This is a genomic window from Streptomyces sp. NBC_01283 (genome assembly GCF_041435335.1).
Lineage (GTDB): Bacteria > Actinomycetota > Actinomycetes > Streptomycetales > Streptomycetaceae > Streptomyces.
Genome location: NZ_CP108430.1, coordinates 4,772,460 through 4,794,856, shown reverse-complemented (window position 1 = coordinate 4,794,856; position 22,397 = coordinate 4,772,460). Strand labels below are relative to the sequence as shown.

The following is a 22,397-nucleotide window of genomic DNA, read 5'->3' as shown; positions in this document are numbered from 1 at the left end:
AGGGATTCCCTGACGCGTCCGTGTCCGCGTCCGCGTCCGCGACGCGGCGGCCTGGAGGCTACTTGAACGCCAGCCAGGCCACCCCCGCCACCACCACGATGGCGAGTACGACGCCGATGATCAGGCCGATGCGCGGGCCCGCGGGCGCCGCCGCCGGCTGCTGGGCTCGGCCCTGCGGGGACTCGTCGACGAACGCGCGGAACATCTGCGTGCTGCCTGCGGGGTCGGGGTTCTGGGGGCCCTGGGGGTTGTGTGCCATAGCGCAGGACCCTAGCGAACCAATCGGGGTCGGCCCAACCCCCGCCGACCACGGACTTTACGAGCAGGGTCCCAGGACTTTGCCGACTCTTTAGGGCGTTGGTCCAGTTTTAGTTTGCCTGCGGCAACCAACTGTCTCTATCGTTGCCCTAAGCAACAACATAGGAGGTGCCGTGGCCGCGCAGCGTCATTACGAGGAGCTGGCCCGACAGCTCAGCGCCATCGGTGCCGTGAAGCGTGGCCTCGGCAGAGGTCTGCCGCACGACTGCCCGGCAGGGTCGGCCGCCGTACTCATCCTGCTCGACCGGCACGGAGAGATGCGGATGAGCAGGCTCGCCGAGCTGCTCGCCGTGGACATGTCGGTGACAAGTCGCCACGTGGCCCATGTCGCCGAGAGGGAGTGGATCCAGCGGGATCCCGACCCCGCCGACAAGCGCTCCCGGATCCTGCGCCTCACCCCCGGGGGCAAGGCCAAGGTCAACGAGCTGTCCGACCTGTCCATCAGGACCCTCACCCACTACTTGCATGACTGGTCAGACGACGAGGTCGTCCAGCTCAGCACGCTGCTCGCGCGACTGCGCGACAGCTTCGGGGACTGCCGTGCGGCTTCGGCCCGGCTCCCCGTAGAAGAGACCACCCGTACACCCGCGTAACGAAGAGGAAGCCCATGGCAACAACCACACCATCCGGTGTGCGGGGCAGCCACGCCAAGCACGGAGCGTCGCACGACGAGAACGCCCCGATGACGCACCGGCAGATCATGGAGGCCCTTTCCGGCCTGCTGCTCGGCATGTTCGTCGCGATCCTGTCGTCGACGATCGTCTCCAACGCCCTGCCCGAAATCATCGGCGACCTGGGCGGCGGACAGTCCGCCTACACCTGGGTCGTCACCGCCTCGCTCCTGGCGATGACGGCGACCACGCCCCTGTGGGGCAAGCTGTCGGACCTCTTCAGCAAGAAGGCCCTGGTCCAGATAGCCCTGATCATCTACGTCGGCGGTTCGATCGTCGCCGGTCTCTCGCAGAGCGCCGAGATGCTGATCGCCTGCCGTGTCGTGCAGGGCATCGGCGTGGGCGGTCTCTCCGCCCTCGCGCAGATCGTGATGGCCGCGATGATCTCCCCGCGCGAGCGCGGCCGCTACTCCGGCTACCTCGGCGCGACCTTCGCCGTCGCCACCGTCGGCGGCCCGCTGCTCGGCGGTGTCATCACCGACACGTCGTGGCTCGGCTGGCGCTGGTGCTTCTACGTCGGCGTGCCCTTCGCGATCATCGCCCTGATCGTCCTGCAGAAGACCCTGAAGCTCCCCGTCGTGAAGCGGGACGTCAAGGTCGACTGGGGCGGCGCCTTCTTCATCACGGCGGCCGTCTGCCTGCTCCTGGTCTGGGTGACCTTCGCGGGCGACAAGTACGACTGGATGTCCTGGCAGACCGGCGCCATGGTCGGCGGTTCGATCGTCCTCGGCCTGCTCTTCCTGCTCGTCGAGTCCAAGGCGAGCGAGCCGATCATCCCGCTGCGGCTCTTCCGCAACCGCACCATCACCCTCGCCTCCCTCGCCTCGCTCTTCGTGGGTGTCGGCATGTTCGCGGGCACGGTGTTCTTCAGCCAGTACTTCCAGCTGGCGCGCGACAAGTCGCCGACGATGTCCGGTGTCATGACGATCCCGATGATCGGTGGCCTGTTCATCTCCTCGACGGTATCGGGCCAGGTCATCACCAAGACCGGCAAGTGGAAGGTCTGGCTGGTCGCCGGCGGTGCGCTCCTGACCGCGGGTCTCGGCCTGCTCGGCACGATGCGCTACGACACCGAGTACTGGCACATCGCGATCTTCATGGCCCTGATGGGTCTCGGCATCGGCATGATGATGCAGAACCTCGTGCTCGCCACGCAGAACCAGGTCGCTCCCGAGGACCTCGGCTCCGCGAGCTCGGTCGTCACCTTCTTCCGTTCCCTCGGTGGCGCCATCGGCGTCTCGGCGCTCGGCGCCGTGATGGCGACCCGCATCACCGACTACGTGAAGGACGGCCTGGCCGACCTCGGCCCGAAGGCCGCGCAGGCGGGTCACGGCGGCACGGGTGGCGGCGCCATCCCGGACCTGGACAAGCTCCCGGCCCCGTTCCGCACGGTCATGGAGAGCGCCTACGGGCACGGCATCGCCGACGTCTTCCTGATCGCGGCGCCGCTGGCCTTCCTCGCCTTCCTGATCACGATCTTCATCAAGGAGGTCCCGTTGCGTACGTCCGGTGCGCTGGCCCAGGCCGCCGAGTCCTCGGACTCCCCTGTGGCCGCCCCCTCGAACACCGCGGCCACCGAGGAGCAGCCGGTCCTCGCCTCCGTCGGCGCGCACACCGAAGCGGGTCCCGACGGCACGCAGAAGCTCGCCGCGCTGGCCTCATCGGCCACCGGTGACGCCCCGCCGCAGATCACCGGCGGCACTCCGGTCCACGGCTTCGTCCGCGGCGCCGAGAGCACTCCGGTCCCGCGGGCCGCGGTCACGCTGATCTCCCTCGGGGGACGCCAGCTCGGCCGTGCGGTCGCGCAGGCCGACGGTTCCTACGCGGTCGACGCCCCCGGTGCCGGCTCGTACGTGCTGATCGCTTCGGCCGACGGTTTCCAGCCCCAGGCCTCCACGGTCGTCGTCTCCGACGAGGCGCTCACGTACGACATCCTGCTGAGCGGCACGAGCGGCCTCAGCGGTGTGGTGCGGGCCTCCGACGGCAAGCTGCCGGTCTCCGGCGCGATGGTCATCGTGACCGACGTGCGCGGCGACGTCCTGGCCACCGGGATCACCGGCGAGCAGGGCGAGTTCACCTTCGCCGAGCTGGTGCCCGGCCAGGTCACCATCGCGGTGAACGCCGCGGGGCACCGCCCGATGGCGCTGCCCGTCGAGGTCGGCGCGGTCGGCGTCACCCGGGTCGAGGTCGAGCTGAACGCCGGTTCGCAGGTGCTCGGCACCGTGCGCGCCAAGGGCGGTCCGCTGAACGACGCCCGCGTCACCCTGGTGGACGCGGCGGGCAACGTCGTGGCCTCCGCCACCACCGGGTCGGACGGCGCGTACGCCTTCACCGACCTGGACAGCGGCGAGTACACGGTCATCGCGACCGGTTACCCGCCGGTGGCGACGGGTCTGACCGTCTCCGGTGAAGGTGTCGGCGACCACGACATCGAACTCGCCCACCCGGGCGAGTAGTTGACCCCGGCCCGTGCGCGCGCTCTGAGCGGATGCGTGCTCGCGGGCCGGTGTGGAAAGGGCCCCCGGGTTGGTGGTGACGTACACGGCAGGGGACGGCCGTGTCACCGCCGCCGGGGGCCGCACTCTTTTTGAGCTTGGCAAGGAGAAAACGGGATGGGACTCAGCGCTCGGATCCGCACACGTGACGGGTGGGCGGTATCGCACGCGGTCGTCACCCTCACCGACATGACCGGTACGCAGGTGCTGCGGGCCGCGGCGGACGGCGAGGGAGCCGTGCGCGACGCGACGGAACTGCCTCCGGGCCCGTACACCGTGATCGTCACCGCGGTCGGCTACGCCCCCGTGGCCTCGACCGCGCTCGTCACGGCGAGCGGCCGCGCCGAGGTCGGCAACATCGTCCTGGCCCGGCAGGGCGGCACGGAGCTGCCGCCGCCCGGGCCGTGGACCATCGACCCGGCGCACTCGACCGTGGGCGCGACCGCGCAGCACCTGGGGATCACCAGCGTGCACGGCCGGTTCACCGAGTTCGGCGGGCGCGTGGAGATCGCCGAGGACGTGGAGAAGTCGCGCGTCGAGGCGGTCATCAGGTCGGCGTCCATCGACACCGGCAACGGCATGCGGGACGGCCACCTGAAGTCGCCCGACTTCCTGGACGTCGACCAGTACCCGGAGCTCACCTTCCGCTCCACCGGCCTCACGCCCGCCGGTCCCGACCGCTGGACGGTGCACGGCGAGCTGGGCATGCACGGTGTCGTACGCCCGGTCGACCTGGACCTGAGCTACCTCGGCACCGGCGCGGACCCCTGGGGCGGCACCCGGGCGGCGTTCCGCGCCACGGCGGAACTGCGCCGCGAGGACTTCGCCATGAACTACAACCAGGTGGTGCAGGCGGGCATCTCGGCCATCGGCACGACGCTCAGGGTGGAACTGGACATCCAGACGGTCCAGGGGGATGCGCTGCCGCAGGTCTAGGGGGGCGGGGCGGGGGCCGGGTGCCGGGGCCGGGTGCGGTGCTGGTCCGTCTGTGGGTGCGGGGCCGCGCCGGTATGTCCGTCCTCGCCATCGTCCGGTGGCCGCCGGGGTGCTTCGGCTCCGGAGCGCCGCGAACCGTGCTCCGGGCAGACATACCGGCACGTCCCCTCGCGTCTCGCTGCCGACTGCGGGCAATCGGGCGGGTGGGTGAGAGCGGGAAGGCTCGTTCGTCGGCGTGGTGCTGCGGGGCAATCAGGCAGGGGGGGGCGGGAGAGGCGCGTTCCCTCGCGCCGCCCCCGGCGTAGGGTGCGAGCCATGGCACCGAACATCGCGACCAACACCACCGTGTCCCTCGATGAGTTGCTGGACTTCGTTCGCCCGCGCCACCGCGCGATCCTGCTCACCGCCCGTGGCGACGGAACCCCGCAGGGATCCCCCCTGACGTGCGGGGTCGACGACTCCGGGCGGATCGTGGTGTCCACCTACCCGGAGCGGGCCAAGACGCGGAACGCCAAGCGGAATCCGAAGGTCAGCATCATGGTGCTGAGCGACGAGTGGAACGGGCCCTGGGTGCAGATCGACGGGACGGCGGAGGTCATCGACTCCCCGGAGTCGGTGGAGCCCCTCGTCGAGTACTTCCGGAACATCTCCGGCGAGCACCCCGACTGGGACGAGTACCGCGAGGCGATGGTGAAGCAGGGCAAGTCCATCATCCGGATCACCCCGGAGCGGTGGGGCCCGGTGGCCACGGGCGGTTTCCCCGCGGCGAAGGCGTAGCCGCCCGCTAGAGCATCGCCTCGATGCCCGCGACGAGGAGGTCGAGCGCGACCTTGAAGTCCAGCTCCCACATCTCCTCGACCGTGGCCCCGCCCCGCGCCTCCATCATGTCGGAGGCGCTGTGCAGGGTCTTCTCCACGTCCGGGTGGTCGTGGACCGCGCCCATGGCCTCCTTGAAGTACTCCCCGGGAGTGAGCCCCGCCGCGGCACACCGCGCGATGTAGTGGCCCTGCACGGTGCCGAACCCGTAGACGAACTGGAAGACGGCGGCGATGGCCCCGGCCTGCTTCTCCGCCGGCAGGCCGGTCCTGCGCACCACCTCCTGCACGGTCAGGGCGAACTTGAGCCAGTTCGGGCCGATGTTGAGGAAGTTGCCGACCAGCGGTGACACCCAGGCGTGCCGGACCAGCAGCCCCCGGTACTCCTCGGCCAGTTCGCGCAGCACCTCACGCCACCGTTCGGCCGTGACCGCGTCGGAATCCGGCAGGACCATCTCCCCGGCGGCCGCGTCCAGGGCCAGTTCGAGGAGGTCGTCCTTGGTGTCGACGTACCAGTACACGGACATCGCCGTGACGTTCAGGTCCGCGGCGAGGCGGCGCATGGAGAACTTGGCGAGGCCCTCCTCGTCCAGGAGGCGGACCGTGGCCTCGGTGATGCGCTCACGGTCCAGGCCCGACGGCTGATCGCTCCTGCGGCCCGCGCCGTTCCGGGGGGCCTTGCCCTCCAGCCAGACGCTGGTCCGCGCGGGGCGCTTCGCGCGATCGGCTGCCTTCGCCATGGCGCACCTTTCTGGTCCTGAGCTCTTGTACCGATACCGGTCGTCCGGGGCGGGCGACAGACCGGAATTGGCCAGTCCGCCACCCACCCGCCGATGCTATGCGGACGCCGCGGCCGGGTCCGCCTTGGCAGAGTCTGCCCTCTCCGCGCGCTTCAGCAACGCGGCCGCCAGCATGCCCCCGAGGAGCACGGCCACCGCGCCCACCAGCTGACTGGTCTCCAGACCCGAGGAGAACGCGTCGGAGATCTCCGTGCGTTCGGCGTCCGACCCCGCCGCGGCGAGCGCGGCGGGCAGGGAGACCGCGGAGACGGTGACGAGCGAGGCGAAGCGTGAGTTCAGGACAGCGCCGAGGACGGCGACGCCCAGACCGTTGCCGAACTCCGCGAGCGTGCCGTTGACGCCCGCTCCCACGCCCGCCTTCTCCGGCGGGATGGCGCTCATGATCGCGTTGGCCATGGCGGGCATGGCGAGCGCGATGCCCGCGCCCATCACGATGAGACCGGCCAGCATCCCGGCGTAGTTGTCGCCGCCGAGCACGGCGATCGCGGCGAGGCCCGCGGAGAGCAGACTCATGCCGATGGCGATCGTCGCGGGGGTGCTCGTCCTCTTCAGGAGGCGTGCGCCCAGGCCGGTGAGGTTGAGCGCGACGACGGTGACCGCGAGCGGCGCCGTCCGCAGGCCCGCCTCCAACGGCTCGTAACCGAGCACGAACTGGAGGTGCTGGGTCAGCAGGAACAGCGAGCCGCCCATGCCGAAGGCGACCAGGATGGCGCCCGCGACGGCGCCGATGAACTTCTGGTTGCGGAAGAAGTGCATGTCCAGCATCGGATACGGGATGCGCAGCTCCCAGACGACGAAGACGCCGAGGACGACCACGCCCACCGCCGCAGCGACGAGCACCTGCGTCGACGTCCAGCCGTGCTCGGGCCCGGAGATGATCGCGTACACGACCGAGGCCATGCCGATGGTGGAGAGCAGCGCGCCGAGCAGGTCGGGGCGGTCCCCCTGCGGGTTCTTGGACTCGGGGACGAGCTTGACCACGGCGGCGAGCGCGACGATCACGACGGGGATGTTGATGAGGAAGATCGCGCCCCACCAGAAGTGGTTGAGCATGACGCCGCCCATCAGCGGGCCCACGGCGAAGCCGAGGGAGTTGACGGTCGACCAGAGGCCGATCGCCTTCATCCGCTCGGTGTCGTCGAAGATCTGCACGATCACGGCGAGCGTGGTGGTGATCAGGAGCGCGCCGCCGATGCCCATCCCGGCCCGCGCGGCGATGAGCTGCGCCGAGGACTGGGCGAGGCCCGCGACCAGCGAGCCGATGCCGAAGAGGGCGAGGCCCGCGGTGAGCATCTTCTTGCGGCCGTAGCGGTCGGACGCGCTGCCCGCGGTGAGCAGCAGGCCGGACTGTACGAGCGAGTAGGCGTTGATCATCCACTGGATGTCGGCCGTGGACGCGTCCAGTTCCTTGGTGAGGGAGGGGATGGCGACGTTCAGGACGGTGTTGTCCAGGAGGACGGTGAGCTGGGCGAGGCAGATGACGCCGAGGATCAGCCAGCGCTGGGGGTGCCCTTGCTGGGCGGTGGGGGTCTCGGCAGTCGTCGTTGCCGTCATACCCTCTCCTTACTACTGCTTATACGGTGTACGAGTGGTCAGCGATGTACACCGTAGAGCATCTCCCGTACGCCGTACAAGACGATTTTCGGCAGGCATGCGTGAGGGGCCGGCCGCGGGGTGCGGCCGGCCCCTCGTACGACGGGGTGCGTCAGCTCTTCGGCTGGGTCAGGTCGTAGAAGGTCGCGCTGCCGACCGTGACCTTCTTGAAGGTGTCCTGCACCCAGGAACTGATCTTGGAGCCGGTGCCGCTGTCGCCGCCCATGCCGCCTCCCATGCCACCGCCCATGCCACCGCCCGAGATGAAGTAGTGGATCTTTCCGTCCTCGACGTACTGCTTGAACTGCGCGAGGGTCGGGGACGGGTCGCTGCCGTTGAAGCCGCCGATGGCCATCACCGGGTCGCCGGTGGCGAGTTGGTAGCTCGCGGCGTTCTGCGAGCCGATGGCCGCCGCCGACCAGGTGTAGTCCCCGGCGTCCGTCTCCAGGAGCCTTTTCGCCTTGGCGCTGACCTGGGCGCCGTCGAGGAGGCCGCCCATGCCGCCGCGCTCACCGGTGGCCCGGCCGCCGGGCATGGCACCCTGCTGCTGGCCCTGCTTCCCCTGCTGCGACTGGCCGTTCTGGCCCGGAGGCTGCCCCATGCCGCCGCCGTTCTGCCCGCCGGTCGGGGGCCGCATGGCGTTGCCGCCCTGCTTGCCGTTCTGGCCGGCCTGGCCGGCCTGGCCGTTCTGGCCGTTCTGGCCCGGGGGCTGGCCCATGCCGCCGCCTCCGCCACCGCCGGGACCGCCGCGCCCGCCGGGACCGCCGCCCATCCGCCCCGCCGAAGCCGGGCCCGCGGTCACGATCGATCCGGTGTGCGCGCTGTTCACGGTGGAGAAGGTGTACGCGACCGGCCCCGCCACGGAGGCGGCGAAGCTCAGGCCCACCGCCACGAGCGCCAGTTGCCGCCCGAGACGGGCCGCAAGCAGCAGCCCCATTGCGCCCGCGAGGCCGCCGACCAGCACCGTCCAGCGCAGCCACGGCAGGTAGTCGGGGGTCCGGCCTAGCAGGACGTACCCCCACCACGCCGTGCCCGCGACGGCCACGCCCAGCAGCGCGCCCGCCCACCCCTTGGCCCGCTCCTCCCACAGGACCGTGGCGCCCATGCCGATCAGCGCCGCGATGTAGGGGGCCAGGGCGATCGTGTAGTACTGGTGGAAGATCCCCGCCATGAAGCTGAAGACGGCCGCCGTCATCAGGAGCGCGCTGCCCCACGCCACGAACGCCGCACGCACGGTGTCCGTCCTGCGGGCCTTCCAGGTGAGGACGATGCCGCCGACGAGCAGGATCAGGGCGGCCGGGATCAGCCAGGAGATCTGGCTGCCCACCTCGGAGTTGAACATCCGCCCGAGCCCGGTCTCACCCCACTGGCTGCCCCCTCCGCCGCCACCGGGACCGCCGCCCCCTCCCACGCTGCCGGTCTCCTCGCCGTTGATGCGGCCGAGGCCGTTGTAGCCGAAGGTCAGCTCAAGGAAGGAGTTGTTCTGCGAGCCGCCGATGTACGGACGTGACGACGCGGGCCACAGCTCCACGATCGCGACCCACCAGCCGCCCGCGACGACCATCGCGAGCCCGGAGAGGGCGAGCTGGCCGAAGCGCTTGCGCAGCCGCACCGGTGCGCACACCGCGTACAGGACCGCGAGCGGCGGCAGGATCAGGAACGCCTGCAGCGTCTTGGCCAGGAAGGCGAGACCGACCGCGACGCCCGCCCAGACAAGCCACTTGGTGCGGCCGTGCTCCAGGGCGCGCAGGACGCAGTACACGGTGACGGTCATCAGGAGCGCGAGCAGCGCGTCCGGGTTGTTGAACCGGAACATCAGCGCGGCGACGGGCGTCAGCGCGAGCACCGCGCCCGCGATGAGCCCGGCCGCCGGGCTGAAGCGGCGGCGCACGGCGGCGTACAGGACACCGACCGTCGCGACGCCCATGAGCACCTGCGGGACGAGCACCGCCCACGAGTTGAGCCCGAAGACGTGTACGGACAGGGCCATCGGCCAGAGCGCGGCCGGGGGCTTGTCGACGGTGATCGCGTTGCCCGCGTCGAGCGAGCCGAAGAACATCGCCTTCCAGCTCTGGCTGCCCGCCTGGACGGCCGCGGAGTAGAAGGAGTTGGCGTAGCCGGAGGCGCTGAGGTTCCAGAGGTAGAGGACCGCGGTCGCGAGCAGCAGGCCCAGGAAGGCGGGGCGCGCCCAGCGCGGGTCGTCGGGACGGCCGCGCCACAGCCGCGCGGCCGTTGTGCGCGTGGCCCGGTGGGCTCGCTCACCCTGTGCCGCGTGCGGCGGCGTGGGCGCGTGGGAGGTCGTGGTCATCGTGCGTCCCTCGGATCGTGTGCGTAGGTGAGCTCGTGCGAGGCTTCGGGCGCCGCCGCGGCGTACCGCCCCTCCGCAAAGACCCAGGCCCGAAGCAACAGGAACCGCAGCACCGTCGCCGCGAGGTTGGCGGCTATCAGGACGGCGAGTTCCGTGGAGTGCGCCGGGTCGCCCGAGGCGGCACCGAGCGCGGCCAGTGAGCCGCTGGTCAGGGCGAGGCCGATGCCGAACACCACGAGGCCCTGTGCCTGGTGGCGCATCGCGCGGTCCCGGCCGCGCACCCCGAAGGTCAGGCGCCGGTTGGCGGCCGTGTTGGCCACCGCCGAGACGAGCAGGGCGAGCGCGTTGGCCACCTGCGAGCCCGCGAACGTACGGAAGCCGGAGTACAGCAGCAGGTAGAAGAGCGTGGAGAGCGCGCCGACCACGCAGAAGCCGACCAGCTGGCGGGCGAGGCCGCCCGGTACGCCGGTCAGCTGCCGGTCGCGCGGGTCGTCCCCGAAGGGGCGCGCGAGGCGGTCGAGCGGGAGCGCGCCGACCGCGAGGGCGCGCCCGACCCGCCATACCCCCTTGAGGTCGTCCGTGGCCGTCCTGACCAGGTGGACCGTGGAGTCGGGGTCGTCGACCCAGTCGACCGGCACCTCGTGGATGCGCAGGCCCGCGCGCTCCGCCAGCACCAGCATCTCGGTGTCGAAGAACCACCCCGTGTCCTCGACCAGCGGGAGCAGCACCCCCGCCACGTCACCCCTGATCGCCTTGAACCCGCACTGGGCGTCGGAGAAGCGGGCCTGGAGGGAGCCGCGCAGGATGAGGTTGTAGCCGCGCGAGATGAACTCCCGCTTGGGGCCGCGCACCACCCGCGAGCTGCGGGAGAGCCGGGAGCCGATCGCCAGGTCCGAGTGACCGGAGATCAGCGGCGCCACCAGCGGGAGCAGCGCGTTGAGGTCGGTGGACAGGTCCACGTCCATATAGGCGAGGACCGGGGCGTCCGAGGCGGACCACACGGCGCGCAGGGCCCGCCCGCGCCCCTTCTGCTCAAGGCGCGTGTAGCGGACCTCTTCGCTCGCCACGGCGAGCTGCGCCGCCACCTCGGGGGTGCGGTCCGTGGACGCGTTGTCCGCGATGGTGATGCGGAAGGGATAGGGGAAGGTGCGTACGAGATGGTCGTGCAGGCGCCGCACACACGGCTGAAGGTCCTTCTCCTCGTTGTAGACGGGGATCACGATGTCCAGGACGGGCACATCGCGCCGTCCGGCGGGGAGGTGGGCCCGCGCCGGCAGAGGGACCGAGCAAGCGCCGCCCGGGAAAGAGTCGGTTTGCATGACGCCGACATTCGCCAAATGGTCTGTCAGGGCTGTGTGGTGAGCCTGTGGCCCGCCTGTGAGCCGTTCACGACATCGCTTCCGGCGCCGCTGACCTGGCCCGGCACATCGTGGGACACGGCGGGCAGTGTCACGGTGAACACGGTCCGGCCCGGCACGCTGTCCACCGTCACACCGCCGCCGTGCGCCGCGACGATGGCCTGTACGAGGGCGAGTCCGAGCCCCGTGGACCCGGCGTTGCGGGAGCGCGACGCGTCGCCACGGGCGAAGCGCTCGAAGACGTGGGGGAGGAGGGCGGGGGCGATGCCGGGGCCGTTGTCCTCGACCTCCAGGCAGACGCCGGTACCGTCCAGCCGCACGCGGGCGGTGACCTTCGTGCCCGGTGGTGTGTGCGTACGCGCGTTGGCGAGGAGGTTGACGACGACCTGCTGGAGGCGGGGCGCGTCGGCGCTGACGAGCGCGGGCTCGTCCGGCAGTTCCAGGGCCCAGTGGTGCTCCGGTCCTGCGGCCCGCGCGTCGCTCACGGTGTCCACGACCAGCGGTGAGAGATCAGTGCTCCGATACGAGAGCGGCAGTCCGGCTCCGGCGCGGGGGCTGTCGCGCCCCTCGTCCAGACGGGCGAGCAGCAGCAGGTCCTCCACGAGCCCGGTCATCCGCTGTGCCTCGGACTCGATCCGGCCGAGGGCATGGCGCGTATCAGGGCCGGTCGACTCCCGCCCCCGGCGGGTCAGTTCGGCATAGCCGCGGATCGACGCCAGTGGCGTACGCAGCTCATGGCTGGCGTCCGCGACGAACTGGCGTACCCGCGTCTCGCTCTCCTGGCGCGCGTGCAGCGCGGAGTGCACATGGTCGAGCATCCGGTTGAGCGCGGCGCCCACCTGCCCGACCTCCGTGTTCGGCGCCGTGTCGGGGACTCGTTCGTACAGCGTCACCTCGCCGCTGTGCAGCGGGAGTTCGGAGACCCGGGTCGCGGTCGCCGCCACCCGGCGCAGCGGGCGCAGCGCGACGCCGACCATGGCCGCACCGGCGAGCGAGGCGGCGACCAGGCCCGCGGCGGTGACGCTGACCTCGACGATGATCAACGTACTGAGGGTGTTCCGCACCTTGGCCGTGGGGATGCCGACGAGGAAGTCGCCGTGGGGCCCTGTCGCGTACTCCACGCGGTACTCGCCGCGGCCGGGGATGTCGACGTTGTGCGGGTGCCCGTCACGCGGCACGGAGGCGAGCGAGGCGGACTGCGCCGCGTCGAGCCGGTCGGTCTTCGGCTCGAAGGTCCCGCTTTCGGGCTCGTTGCTGACCAGGGCCTGTCCGACCGAGCCGTCGTCCTCGACGACGGCCCCGATGGTGCCGACCTCCTGCGGCCCCTTGGAGACGAACCGCAGCGGGTCGCCCGCATCATCGGCGATGCCGCCGGGGACGTCCTCACCCGGCTTGGGCAGCGGCCCCCCTTTCGCCCGCATCGCCACCGCGCCGAGCGTGCCGTCCAGCTGTTGGTACAGGTGCGAGCTCAGCGCGATGGTCGTCACCGTGCCGATCACCGCGCAGACGACGGCGATCAGCGCCACCGCCGAGACGACGAGCCGCGTCCGCAGCGACCGCGGCTGCCGTCTCCGCTTCATGAGGCGGCGGCCACCTCGGTCGAGGGCGCGGCCTTGATCAGATAACCGGCGCCGCGCCGGGTGTGGATCATCGGCTCACGTCCCGCGTCGATCTTCCTGCGGAGGTACGAGATGTAGAGCTCGACGACGTTGGCCTGGCCCCCGAAGTCGTAGTTCCACACGCGGTCCAGGATCTGCGCCTTGCTGAGCACGCGCCGCGGGTTGCGCATCAGGAAGCGCAGGAGCTCGAACTCGGTGGCGGTGAGGTGGATGGAGTCCCCGCCGCGCGTCACCTCGTGGCTGTCCTCGTCCAGGGTGAGGTCCCCGACCGCGAGCACGGATTCGCTGCGCCGGCCGGAGGCGCCCGCCCGGCGGATGAGCCCGCGAAGGCGTGCGACGACTTCCTCCAGGCTGAAGGGCTTGGTCACGTAGTCGTCGCCCCCGGCGGTGAGCCCGGCGATCCGGTCCTCGACGGCGTCCTTGGCCGTCAGGAACAGCACCGGCACGTCGGGCAGCTCGCGGCGCAGCCGTCCGAGCACGGCGAGGCCGTCCATGTCGGGCAGCATCATGTCGAGCACCACGGCGTCGGGCCGGAAGGCACGGGCGGCGCGCACCGCACCGGCGCCGTCCCCCGCGCTGCGGATCTGCCAGCCCTCGTAGCGCAGGGCCATGGAGAGCAGCTCCGTGAGCGACACCTCGTCGTCGACGACGAGCACGCGGACGGGGCCACCGTCCGCCCTGAGCAGTTCGGTACGCCCCTGGGGCGAGGTCGTAGTCATGACGGACAGCGTGCTCCGCGGCCCTGAGAGGGCTCTTGCCGGAACCTGTGAATTCCCTGAGAAACACCGTCCGGGTCGCTGGCCGTCCAGGCGTCCAGCCGTCGAGTGGGCTAAAGGCGGCCGGCCGGCAGCCCGAAGAGCCCGGCCGCGTTCCCGTGGCAGACCGCGCGCAGCCAGTCGTCCCCCAGACCGAGCCGCTCCAGGGCGTGCAGCTGATGGACGTACGCGTACGGGATGTTGGGGAAGTCCGACCCCAGCAGGATCCGGCCCCCCAGATCGGCGAGCCGCGGCAGCTCGGCGCGCGGGAACGGCGCGAGCCCCTCGGAGAAGTCGGTGAACATCAGGGTCGTGTCCAGCCTGACCTCGCCGTACCGCTCGGCGATGTCGAGGAAGTCGGCGTACTCCGGCATCCCCATGTGCGCCACGACGAGCCGCAGCCGGGGGTGGCGCGCGAGCAGCCGCCCGATGGGCTCGGGCCCGGTGTGCTTGCCCGGCGCTGGCCCGGACCCGCAGTGCACCACGATCGGGATGCCGGCCTCGGCGAGAAGCCCCCAGACGGCCGTGAGCGCGGGGTCGTTCGGGTCGTAACCACCCACCTGGACATGGGACTTGAAGATCCGGGCCCCGGCATCGACGGCGTCGCGCACATACGCCTCGACTCCCGGCTCGGGAAAGAAGGTCGCCGTGTGCAGGCAGCCGTCCGTCCGGCGGGCGAAGTCGACGGCCCAGCCGTTGAGCCACTCCGCCATGCCCGGCTTGTGCGGATAGATCATCGAGGTGAAGGCGAGGACGCCGAACCCCCGCAGCAGCGCGAGCCGTTGCTCCTCCTCGTGCCGGTAGGCGATGGGCCACTTCACGCCGGTCAGCGGTCCGGCGGAGTCGAAGTAGTCCCACACCTTGGCGAGGACGCGCTCGGGCATGAAGTGCGTGTGCACGTCGATGAGTCCGGGCAGCCCGAGCCGCTCCCAGAAGTCGCGGACGGCCCTGGCCTCGCCTTCCCCGACACCGCCTCCGGCCGCCTCGGCGTCACCCCCGCACATGGTCGTCCCTCCGCTCGAAGCCGTGGCTCCGCTCCACCTTGGCCACATGGACGACGTACTTCTCGTACCACTCGCCGCGCCCGCGCTTCTGGGCCGTGCGGTGCTCGGCGTTGCCGCGCCACTGCTCGATCGCGTCCTCGTCCCGGAAGTACCCGACGGTGATGCCGAGACCGCCGGGCGTCCGCGCGGAGTCCATCCCCAGGAAGCCGGGCACGGAGGCGACGAGCTCGTCCATACGGGCTCCGGTCGCGTCGTAGCCGTCGGCGTCTTGGGCTTGGGCTTCGCCTTCGTCTCCGGCTTCGGCTTCGGCTTCGACTTCGGCCTCGGTCCTCAGTGAGGTGAACACGACGGCGTAGTAAGGAGGTTCGAACGGGGGGACAGGTGTGACGGGCTGATCACTCATGTCCTCAGACTCAGTCGTGCCCCGCCCGCCTGTCCACCTTCTCCCCGCCTTCATTGCCGTACGGGCAGCCAGTCTTGACCCTCCGGTCAGCTTCGGCGCCACGAGGCGCCACGAGGCGTCTCGGAGCCCGCGGGCCGGATTTCAGAAGAGCCCGCCCTGAACAACTGGCACCTCCCGCACAGGAACGGTCGTACGCGCCGCTTCCCGCGCCCCTTCGAGCCGCCAGCCCCGCAGCAGCCGGCTGTCCAGGACGATCAGGCGCCCGCCGTCGTCGAGGCAGACGTCGGGTCCGGCCACGGCGACGAGATCCCCCAGCACCTCCCCGCCTTCGACGAGCTCGGTCACGGCGAACCCGCCGACACCCGCGAGCCGCTCCACCCCGAAGACCTCACCGTGGTCCACGACACCGTGGTCCACGGCTCCGTGGTCCAAGGCTCCGTGGTCCCCCACACCGTGCTCCCCCGGCGCGACCCGCTCCAGCGATTCCGGCCACCCCTCCAACGCGAGGGCGAAGCCATGCATCCGCTCCAGCTCATGCCGCCGCTCGTCCGCGCCCGGCAGGGCGGCCCGCACGGCCCGCTTCCTGGCGTACGAGATCCGGTCCGGCACCCCGAGTGCGACCCGCAGCAGCTCCTCGGCCCGCCGCGCGGCCATCAAGGGTCCACGGCCCAGCCAGACGAAGGCCACCGCCCCCTGTTCGAGGAGCCGGGCCGGGCCGCGCTCCTCGCGGGTGATCCCGACCTTCACCATCCCGATGCCGAACCACGCGAGGTAGACGCGGTAGGTCCGCGGATCGTCGGCGATGGTGTCGGCGGCCACCGAGTGCGCCCGGTCGAGCCGCGCGCACTCCGCACACCGGGCCTGCGTCGCCCGCCCCGGCACGGCGGCGCCGACCGGACAGGGGTTCCCCCGCGCCCCCACGCACTCCCGCCGGCCGACGGCCCGGAACCCCACGCGCCGCCCCACGACCAGCGGACTGACGTCCCCCCGCTCCCACACGAGCACCGGCCGTTCACTGTCCGCCCAGCTCAGCCCCGCACTACGCCACTCCATGGGACCAGTCTCGCGCAGCCACCCCACCCCGGCCGCCGGTCCGCCTACTGCTCGGCCCGCTCCGTCTGCCGGGGCCGCCCCGTGGCGGCGGCGACCGCGCCGGTCAGCCAAAGCAGGACGGCCACGACGACGGCCGACGTGCTGGACGACGCGTGCAGCGACCAGGCCCACGGCTCCGGGGTGTTGTCGCTGTCCACGCCGAGCAGCAGCGTGGGGCCGAACATGCCGAGCGGCAGCAGCCAGGCGAGCCCGCTGCCGAAGAGGCGGGCGCTGAGCATGCCGAGGCCGAGATAGCCCACGACGTTGCGGGCCGCCGAGCCGAATACCTCCGTGGTGGCTCCGGAGAGCAGCGGCAGCGCGCTGAGGCCGAGCGCCAGGGCGAGCAGCACCAGCAGATAGCCGCCCCGCAGACGGCTCATCGGCTGGGCCGCGGTCTGCTCCAGGTCGGCCATCGGCGAGAACAGCGTGGTGGCGAGGACCACGGCGTGGGCCAGCGGCACGACCTCGGCGACCGGCACGCTGAAGTCGACGAGATAGCGGAACTCGGGCACCGCGACGCGCTGGCCCGCGAACGCGGTCGCCGCCAGGGCGATAAGCAGCGCGACACCGGTGGCCCGGGGCAGCCCACGGCAGCGTACGAAGGCGATGGCGGCGCCCACGTGGGGATTCCTGGCCGCTTGGAAGCCCCACACACGGCCCCTGGCACGGCCCTTCACAGGGCTCACCGCGGCGGCTCCGGAACGGGGCGGCAGGCGCGGATGTCCTCGGCCGCCGCCTCGATCCACGCGTCCTGCTTCTCGGCCGGGGCGCCGGTGACCCGGCCGAGGACGCGGCCGAACTTCTCGCCGTAGTACTCGCTGGGCGCTCCGGCGCGGGCGCGGATGACGGCTTCGAAGAGGAACGTGTCGGGGTAGCCGCCGGTCTCCTTGAGCAAGTGGGGCGCGCAGTCAGGGGACTTGGGCTGGGGCAGGGCCGCCGCGAACAGCGCGTCGGTCAGGTCGGCCTCGGTCTCCGCGGGAGTCATCAGGGACAGCTCGGCGCTGCGGCCCGCGGGCCGGTCGAGGCCGCTCGCGTAGAAGGAGCGGTTGAGTCCCTTCAGGTCGCCGAGCCGCTCGTCGACGGTCTGCACGGCGGCGCGGGCCTTGGGCAGCAGATGCCGGTCCTCCGGCCAGAGGCACACCTTCGTACGGCCGCTTGAGGCGCAGAGCTGCCGCGCGGGCTGGGCCTTGCGCACCGCCCAGTACGAGTCGGGCGTCGGCGTGCGGAAGGCGACCAGCGTGCCGCCCGCGACGACGGCGGCCACGGCCAGCGCCCCGAGGGCGAGGGGCCGCGGGGCGAGCGCCGCACGGCGCCGCAGCGCGGGCAGTGCGGTCAGGAGCAGGCCGAAGGCCAGGCACCAGGCGACGGCGATCAGCATGCGCGTCGTGTTGGGCGCGAACTCCGAGCTCCAGAACTCGTCTATCGCCGGGAACAGCTTGTCCAGCGGGGTGTCGGGGACGAACGCGACGAAGACGAAGAGCCCGTACCAGAAGATCCCGGCGAAGGGCGCGACCACGCGGGACGGCAGCGCCGAACCGATCGCGACCCCCACGGCGATCTCCAGGCCCATCATCCCGGCCCCGAGCAGCAGCGGCGTCCACGCGGGCTCGCTGACGTCGCTGACCCCCGCGGTCCGCGAGAACGCGACGGCCACCAGGACGGCGTACGCGAGCAGGGCCCACAGCCACACCGCGAGCCACAGGAGCAGCGACTGCGACCAGCCGCCCCGGGCCGCGGTGTCCGCCCAGACCCTGGTCCTGTGCCGGAAGGCGCGGCCCGCTCCCCAGGCGGCAGCGGCGCTCATCACCGAGCCCATCACGATCACCGAGTAGAGCTGGACCTGCAGGCTGGTCTGCGTCCACCAGCCGATCCAGTCGCTCTCGTCCGGGCTCTCGGCGGTGAAGTAGTACACGCCGATCGCGCCCATGAGCGCGGCGGCCCACTTGGCCTCGCCGCGCCGCATCTCGGTCAGCAGCACGCGCATCAGGTGGCCACCGCTTCCGTCCCCGCCAGATGCAGATACCCGGCTTCCACGGCTCCCCCGTCGATCTCCTTGCCGTTCTCGCCGTCCGCGCCCGGCGCGCCCCCGCCCGGCAGCGCGCACAGCTCGGCGACCGTCCCCGTGAAGCGGACCGACCCTTCGAGGAGTACGGCGACCCGGTCGCACACGTGGGCGACGTCCTCGGCGAGGTGGGTGCTCATCACCACGGCCGCCCGCTCGCCCAACTCCTGGATCAGACCGCGGAATCCGACGCGCTGGGCCGGGTCGAGGCCGACGGTCGGTTCGTCGAGGAGAACCAGGGACGGTTCGTTGACCATGGCCTGGGCGATCCCGACGCGGCGCAGCATGCCGCCGGACAGCGCGCCCATCCTGCGGTCGGCGTGCTTCTCCATCTGTACGAGGCGCAGCGCGTCGCGGGCCCGCTCGCGCCGCTGAGCGGCGGGCACCTTGCGCAGCCAGGCCGCGTACTCGGTGAACTCCAGGACGGTGAAACGGGGATAGAACCCGAAGGACTGCGGGAGCACCCCGATCCGCTGCCGGATCCGCTGCACCCGCGCCCGGCCGGGCGCTTCGTCGCCGAGGAGGGTGACCGACCCGGACTTGGGTCTGCGTGCCGTGCTCAGGAGGGACAACAGGGTGCTCTTCCCCGCCCCGTTGGGGCCGAGCAGCCCGGTGACCCCGGAGGGAAACTCTAGGGATACGTCGTCGAGGGCGACCGTGGAGCCGTACTTGACGGTCACGGCGGTCACGGCCGCGACCGCCGCGACCGGCTGGGAGCCGGCCGCGGCGGTGCTGTTGCTGGTGGTCACGTGATTCCTGATCAGTTCTGGGCGTTCACGAATCAGTTCTGGGCGTTCACGTAACCGTAGGCCCGGCTCCCGGGAATCCCGGCCCAGGTGGCCTTGGTGTAGTACTTGCCACCCGTGCTGGTGCCCTTGTACGCACCGCAGCCGTACGCCTGCTTGTAGCTGCGGGACGTGCTGGTGATCTTCGGGTCGGGGCGGAAGCTCTTGTCCTGGTAGATGTACGCGCTGAACGTCCTGGTGTCGTTCACCGGCACATCGCCGCAGACCTTGGCGTGACCGCTGCTCTTGCCCTTCCAGCGGTCACCGTCTTCCTTGCTGCCCGCGGTGGCTATGGAGAACGGAAGCCTGCTTCCACTGATCTCCCCCGCGACCGCGCCCACGGTGGGCACGCCGATGGCAATCGCCGTCAGCGCCCCCACGACCGCGAGCTTGCGCTTCCCCGTATACAACTTGCGCATCAATCCTCCAATAAAGCAGGACTTACTTGGTCGTTGATCACGCTATGTGTGGAATATGTGACTCCGCTGGCCAATGCTTCAGTTGTGCCGACGATCACATCGCCGACCGGGACAGGGCGGGCGCGGGGGCCGCCGCGGGGGCCGACGCGGGGTGCCCGGCCGGGGCGAACTGCCTCCGCCCTCCCGCCCGATGAGCGGACCGGGCCCGCGCGCGGTGCGCGAGCTAGGATCCGGGGCATGTCTCTGACCGTGCAGGACGTCGACCGTTTCGAGGCGGCCATGCCCCGCCTTGAGGCCATCGCCTACCGCCTCCTCGGCTCGGCGAGCGACGCGGAGGACGCCGTGCAGGACACCTTCCTGCGCTGGCAGGCCGCCGACGTCGACCACATCGAGGTACCCGAGGCCTGGCTGACGAAGGTCCTCACCAACCTGTGCCTCAACCAGCTCACCTCGGCCCGCGCCCGCCGCGAGACCTACGTGGGCCAGTGGCTCCCCGAGCCGCTGCTCGCCGGGGACCCGATGCTCGGCCCCGCGGACACCGCCGAGCAGCGCGAATCACTGTCGTACGCGGTCCTCAGGCTCATGGAGAGTCTCTCGCCCGACGAGCGCGTGGTGTACGTGCTGCGGGAGGCCTTCGGCTACCGGCACCGGGAGATCGCCGAGATTCTCGACATCACCGAGTCCGCGGGTCAGCAGCTTTTCCACCGCGCCAAGAAGCGCGTCGCGGAGGGCAAGACCCGTACCACCGAGATCGACGAGGCCACGGCCATGCGGATCGTCGAGGAGTTCCTCGCGGCCGCCACCAGCGGCCGGACCGAGCCGCTGGTGCGGCTGCTCACCGCGGACGCCGTCGCGATCGGCGACGGCGGCGGGAAGATCCCGGCCCGCGCCAAGGCGTTCGAGGGCGCCGTCGCGGTCGCGAAGTTCATGCGGGGCCTGTTCAAGCCGAGCGAGGCCAAGCGCGCCTACGTCGGCGGCTCCCCCGAGGCCCACATCACGACCGCCAACGGCGCCCCCGCCATCGTGGCGGTCATCGGCGGCCGGGTCGTCGGCATCATGTGCCTGGAGATCACCGCCGACGGCATCGCGGCGTTCCACAACCAGGTCAACCCCGACAAGCTCGAACGCGCGACCCGGCGGTGGGCGGAAGCCGACCACGGTGAGCCCGCGCTGCGCGAGGCCTTCTGACCACGGGTGACACCCGCGCGATGCGGATGTGACGTGGCTCACTTCGCGTTCCTGTCAGGAAACGGCGGGCTGCCCGGTTCAAGGGGCGCAACCCGCTGAAGAGCCGATGAAGAGCTGACAGGAGCCAGACCATGCAGCAGCACCAGACCTCGCGGCAGCACCGGATCATCGTCATCGGAGCCGGATACACCGGAGCCATCGCCGCCGGACGCCTCGCCAAGCGGCTGCGCCGCGAGGACGTGGCCATCACCCTCGTCAACGCCGAGCCCGACTTCGTCGAGCGCGTCCGCATGCACCAGCTGGCGGTCGGCCAGGACCTGGCGCCGCGCCCCTTCAGCGAGATGTTCGCGGGCACCGGCGTCGAGCTGAAGCTCGCCAAGGTCACCGCCGTCGACGTGGACGGCAAGACGGTCACGTTCACGAGCGGCGAGGCGACCGAGGAACTTCCGTACGACACCCTGGTCTACGCCCTCGGCAGCGGCTGGAACGCGCAGGGCGTCCCCGGCACCGCCGAGCACGCCCACGAGATCGCGGGCCGCCCCGGGGCGCTCCGGCTGCGCGAGCGCCTGGCCGGCCTGGACGCCGGGGAGAGCGTGGTCGTCGTCGGCGGCGGCCTCACCGGCCTGGAGGCCGCGACCGAGATCGCCGAGGCCCGCCCCGACCTCGACGTCGCCCTCGCCGCCCGCGGCGAACTCGGCGACTGGCTCTCGCCCAAGGGCCGCGGCCACGTCCGGAAGGTCTTCGCCGGGCTCGGCATCACCGCACACGAGCAGGCCGCCGTCACCGGCGTCCGGGCGGACCACGTCACCACCGCCGACGGCGGGACCATCCCGGCCGCGGTCACCGTATGGACCACCGGCTTCGCGGTGCACCCGATCGCGCGGGCCACCACCCTGGAGGTCACCGACAGCGGCCAGATCGTGGTGGACCGGACCATGCGCTCGGTCTCGCACCCGGACGTGTACGCGGTCGGCGACGCCGCCATGGCGATGGGCCCCGGCGACAAGCCGCTGCGGATGTCGTGCGCCACGGGCACCCCCATGGCCTGGCAGGCCGCCGACGCCATCGCGGCCCGCCTGACCGGCGGAAAGATCCCGAAGACGCCGATCCGCTACTTCAACCAGTGCATCTCGCTGGGCCGCAGGAACGGACTGATCCAGTACGTCACCGCCGACGACCGCTCGGTCAAGGCCGCCCTGACGGGCAGGCTCGCCGCCCTCTACAAGGAACTGATCTGCAAGGGCGCGGCCTGGGCCGTCGCCCACCCGATGACAGGAATGCCGACCCGCCCCCGCCCGGTCATCACCCCCCGGCCCCAGCCCCACGCGACCACCCCGGCCAAGGCCACGGCCTGACCCGGCAACGCAAAAGGCCCCCGGATGATCCGGGGGCCTTTCGACACTGTGCACTCGGCAGGATTCGAACCTGCAACCTTCTGATCCGTAGTCAGATGCTCTATCCGTTAAGCTACGAGTGCTTGATTTTTCTTTTTTCTGTCTTCGCTCCCCGGCCTTTCGGCCCGCTCGCGGCGACAGGAAGAACATTACATGACCGCCGCCGCCATGTGAAATCCATTAGCCACACCGCTTGCGACCTGCGGAAACGTGCCTCCGGAGGGGGAACGCCGAAGCCCCGGTCCAGGGGACCGGGGCTTCGGGTCTTGCAGCGGAGGCGGAGGGATTTGAACCCTCGATGGGATGTAAGTCCCAAACCGCATTAGCAGTGCGGCGCCATAGACCGGACTAGGCGACGCCTCCAGCTTGCACACCTGCGCGA

The 22,397-nt window shown here is 71.3% G+C and carries 20 protein-coding genes and 2 tRNA genes; 6 read left to right on the top strand and 16 right to left on the bottom strand.

Annotated features, from left to right (window positions below):
* Positions 1-58 precede the first annotated feature (58 nt).
* Positions 59-259 carry a hypothetical protein gene (locus OG302_RS21830; protein ID WP_361828718.1) on the bottom strand — a complete coding sequence of 67 codons (201 nt, stop codon included), beginning with the start codon at positions 257-259 and terminating at the stop codon, positions 59-61.
* Between the two features lie 172 nt (positions 260-431).
* Here OG302_RS21830 and OG302_RS21825 point away from each other — a divergent pair, with 172 nt between their 5' ends.
* The 4 genes from OG302_RS21825 to OG302_RS21810 all read left to right on the top strand — a co-directional run bounded on the left by OG302_RS21825 (position 432) and on the right by OG302_RS21810 (position 5,197).
* Complete coding sequence (locus OG302_RS21825; RefSeq protein ID WP_361828720.1) at positions 432-911, top strand: MarR family transcriptional regulator; 480 nt, start codon at positions 432-434, stop codon at positions 909-911.
* A 14-nt stretch (positions 912-925) separates the two neighbouring features.
* The gene (locus tag OG302_RS21820; RefSeq protein ID WP_371528313.1) at positions 926-3,445 is read left to right on the top strand and encodes an MFS transporter; all 2,520 of its coding nucleotides are present in this window, start codon (positions 926-928) and stop codon (positions 3,443-3,445) included.
* Positions 3,446-3,601: 156 nt separating this feature from the next.
* Entirely contained in the window at positions 3,602-4,420 is an 819-nt protein-coding gene (locus OG302_RS21815) for a YceI family protein (RefSeq protein WP_371528312.1), read from the top strand.
* Positions 4,421-4,735: 315 nt separating this feature from the next.
* Positions 4,736-5,197 (top strand): PPOX class F420-dependent oxidoreductase, encoded by a 462-nt coding sequence (locus tag OG302_RS21810; RefSeq protein ID WP_371528311.1) that lies wholly within the window; start codon positions 4,736-4,738, stop codon positions 5,195-5,197.
* A 7-nt stretch (positions 5,198-5,204) separates the two neighbouring features.
* Here the strand turns inward: OG302_RS21810 and OG302_RS21805 are convergent, their stop codons facing one another.
* From OG302_RS21805 to OG302_RS21745, 13 genes are all read right to left on the bottom strand, one after another.
* Complete coding sequence (locus OG302_RS21805; protein WP_371528310.1) at positions 5,205-5,975, bottom strand: TetR/AcrR family transcriptional regulator; 771 nt, start codon at positions 5,973-5,975, stop codon at positions 5,205-5,207.
* 96 nt (positions 5,976-6,071) lie between these two features.
* On the bottom strand, positions 6,072-7,589 hold the full coding sequence (locus OG302_RS21800) for an MFS transporter (RefSeq protein WP_371528309.1): 1,518 nt from the start codon (positions 7,587-7,589) through the stop codon (positions 6,072-6,074).
* 151 nt (positions 7,590-7,740) lie between these two features.
* A complete protein-coding gene (locus tag OG302_RS21795) occupies positions 7,741-9,936 on the bottom strand; it encodes an ArnT family glycosyltransferase (RefSeq protein ID WP_371528308.1) in 2,196 nt (731 codons plus the stop codon).
* Positions 9,933-11,255: a glycosyltransferase gene (locus OG302_RS21790; protein WP_371528307.1), complete on the bottom strand. Its 1,323-nt coding sequence runs from the start codon at positions 11,253-11,255 to the stop codon at positions 9,933-9,935. Before OG302_RS21790 ends, OG302_RS21795 begins: the two co-directional genes overlap by 4 nt.
* 26 nt (positions 11,256-11,281) lie before the next feature.
* Positions 11,282-12,874: a sensor histidine kinase gene (locus OG302_RS21785; protein ID WP_371528306.1), complete on the bottom strand. Its 1,593-nt coding sequence runs from the start codon at positions 12,872-12,874 to the stop codon at positions 11,282-11,284.
* Positions 12,871-13,632 (bottom strand): response regulator transcription factor, encoded by a 762-nt coding sequence (locus tag OG302_RS21780; protein WP_371528305.1) that lies wholly within the window; start codon positions 13,630-13,632, stop codon positions 12,871-12,873. Before OG302_RS21780 ends, OG302_RS21785 begins: the two co-directional genes overlap by 4 nt.
* Before the next feature lie 110 nt (positions 13,633-13,742).
* On the bottom strand, positions 13,743-14,672 hold the full coding sequence (locus OG302_RS21775) for an amidohydrolase family protein (protein WP_371528304.1): 930 nt from the start codon (positions 14,670-14,672) through the stop codon (positions 13,743-13,745).
* On the bottom strand, positions 14,659-15,075 hold the full coding sequence (locus OG302_RS21770) for an antibiotic biosynthesis monooxygenase (protein WP_371528303.1): 417 nt from the start codon (positions 15,073-15,075) through the stop codon (positions 14,659-14,661). Before OG302_RS21770 ends, OG302_RS21775 begins: the two co-directional genes overlap by 14 nt.
* 141 nt (positions 15,076-15,216) lie before the next feature.
* On the bottom strand, positions 15,217-16,128 hold the full coding sequence (locus tag OG302_RS21765) for a DUF2797 domain-containing protein (RefSeq protein ID WP_371528302.1): 912 nt from the start codon (positions 16,126-16,128) through the stop codon (positions 15,217-15,219).
* A gap of 44 nt (positions 16,129-16,172) precedes the next feature.
* Positions 16,173-16,787 (bottom strand): hypothetical protein, encoded by a 615-nt coding sequence (locus OG302_RS21760; RefSeq protein WP_371528301.1) that lies wholly within the window; start codon positions 16,785-16,787, stop codon positions 16,173-16,175.
* 62 nt (positions 16,788-16,849) lie between these two features.
* Positions 16,850-18,151, bottom strand: coding sequence for a hypothetical protein (locus OG302_RS21755; protein WP_371528300.1), 1,302 nt, complete (start codon positions 18,149-18,151; stop codon positions 16,850-16,852).
* Complete coding sequence (locus tag OG302_RS21750) at positions 18,151-18,978, bottom strand: ATP-binding cassette domain-containing protein (protein WP_371528299.1); 828 nt, start codon at positions 18,976-18,978, stop codon at positions 18,151-18,153. Before OG302_RS21750 ends, OG302_RS21755 begins: the two co-directional genes overlap by 1 nt.
* A 32-nt stretch (positions 18,979-19,010) precedes the next feature.
* Entirely contained in the window at positions 19,011-19,433 is a 423-nt protein-coding gene (locus OG302_RS21745; RefSeq protein WP_361828745.1) for a hypothetical protein, read from the bottom strand.
* A gap of 237 nt (positions 19,434-19,670) precedes the next feature.
* Here OG302_RS21745 and sigJ point away from each other — a divergent pair, with 237 nt between their 5' ends.
* Positions 19,671-20,621, top strand: coding sequence for an RNA polymerase sigma factor SigJ (gene sigJ / locus OG302_RS21740; RefSeq protein ID WP_371528298.1), 951 nt, complete (start codon positions 19,671-19,673; stop codon positions 20,619-20,621).
* A gap of 131 nt (positions 20,622-20,752) precedes the next feature.
* Complete coding sequence (locus OG302_RS21735) at positions 20,753-21,976, top strand: NAD(P)/FAD-dependent oxidoreductase (protein ID WP_371528297.1); 1,224 nt, start codon at positions 20,753-20,755, stop codon at positions 21,974-21,976.
* 49 nt (positions 21,977-22,025) lie between these two features.
* Here OG302_RS21735 and OG302_RS21730 read toward each other — a convergent pair.
* Both OG302_RS21730 and OG302_RS21725 read right to left on the bottom strand, forming a co-directional pair.
* Positions 22,026-22,098 (bottom strand) — tRNA-Arg (locus tag OG302_RS21730).
* Between the two features lie 189 nt (positions 22,099-22,287).
* A tRNA-Ser gene (locus OG302_RS21725) sits at positions 22,288-22,378 on the bottom strand.
* Positions 22,379-22,397: the final 19 nt, after the last annotated feature.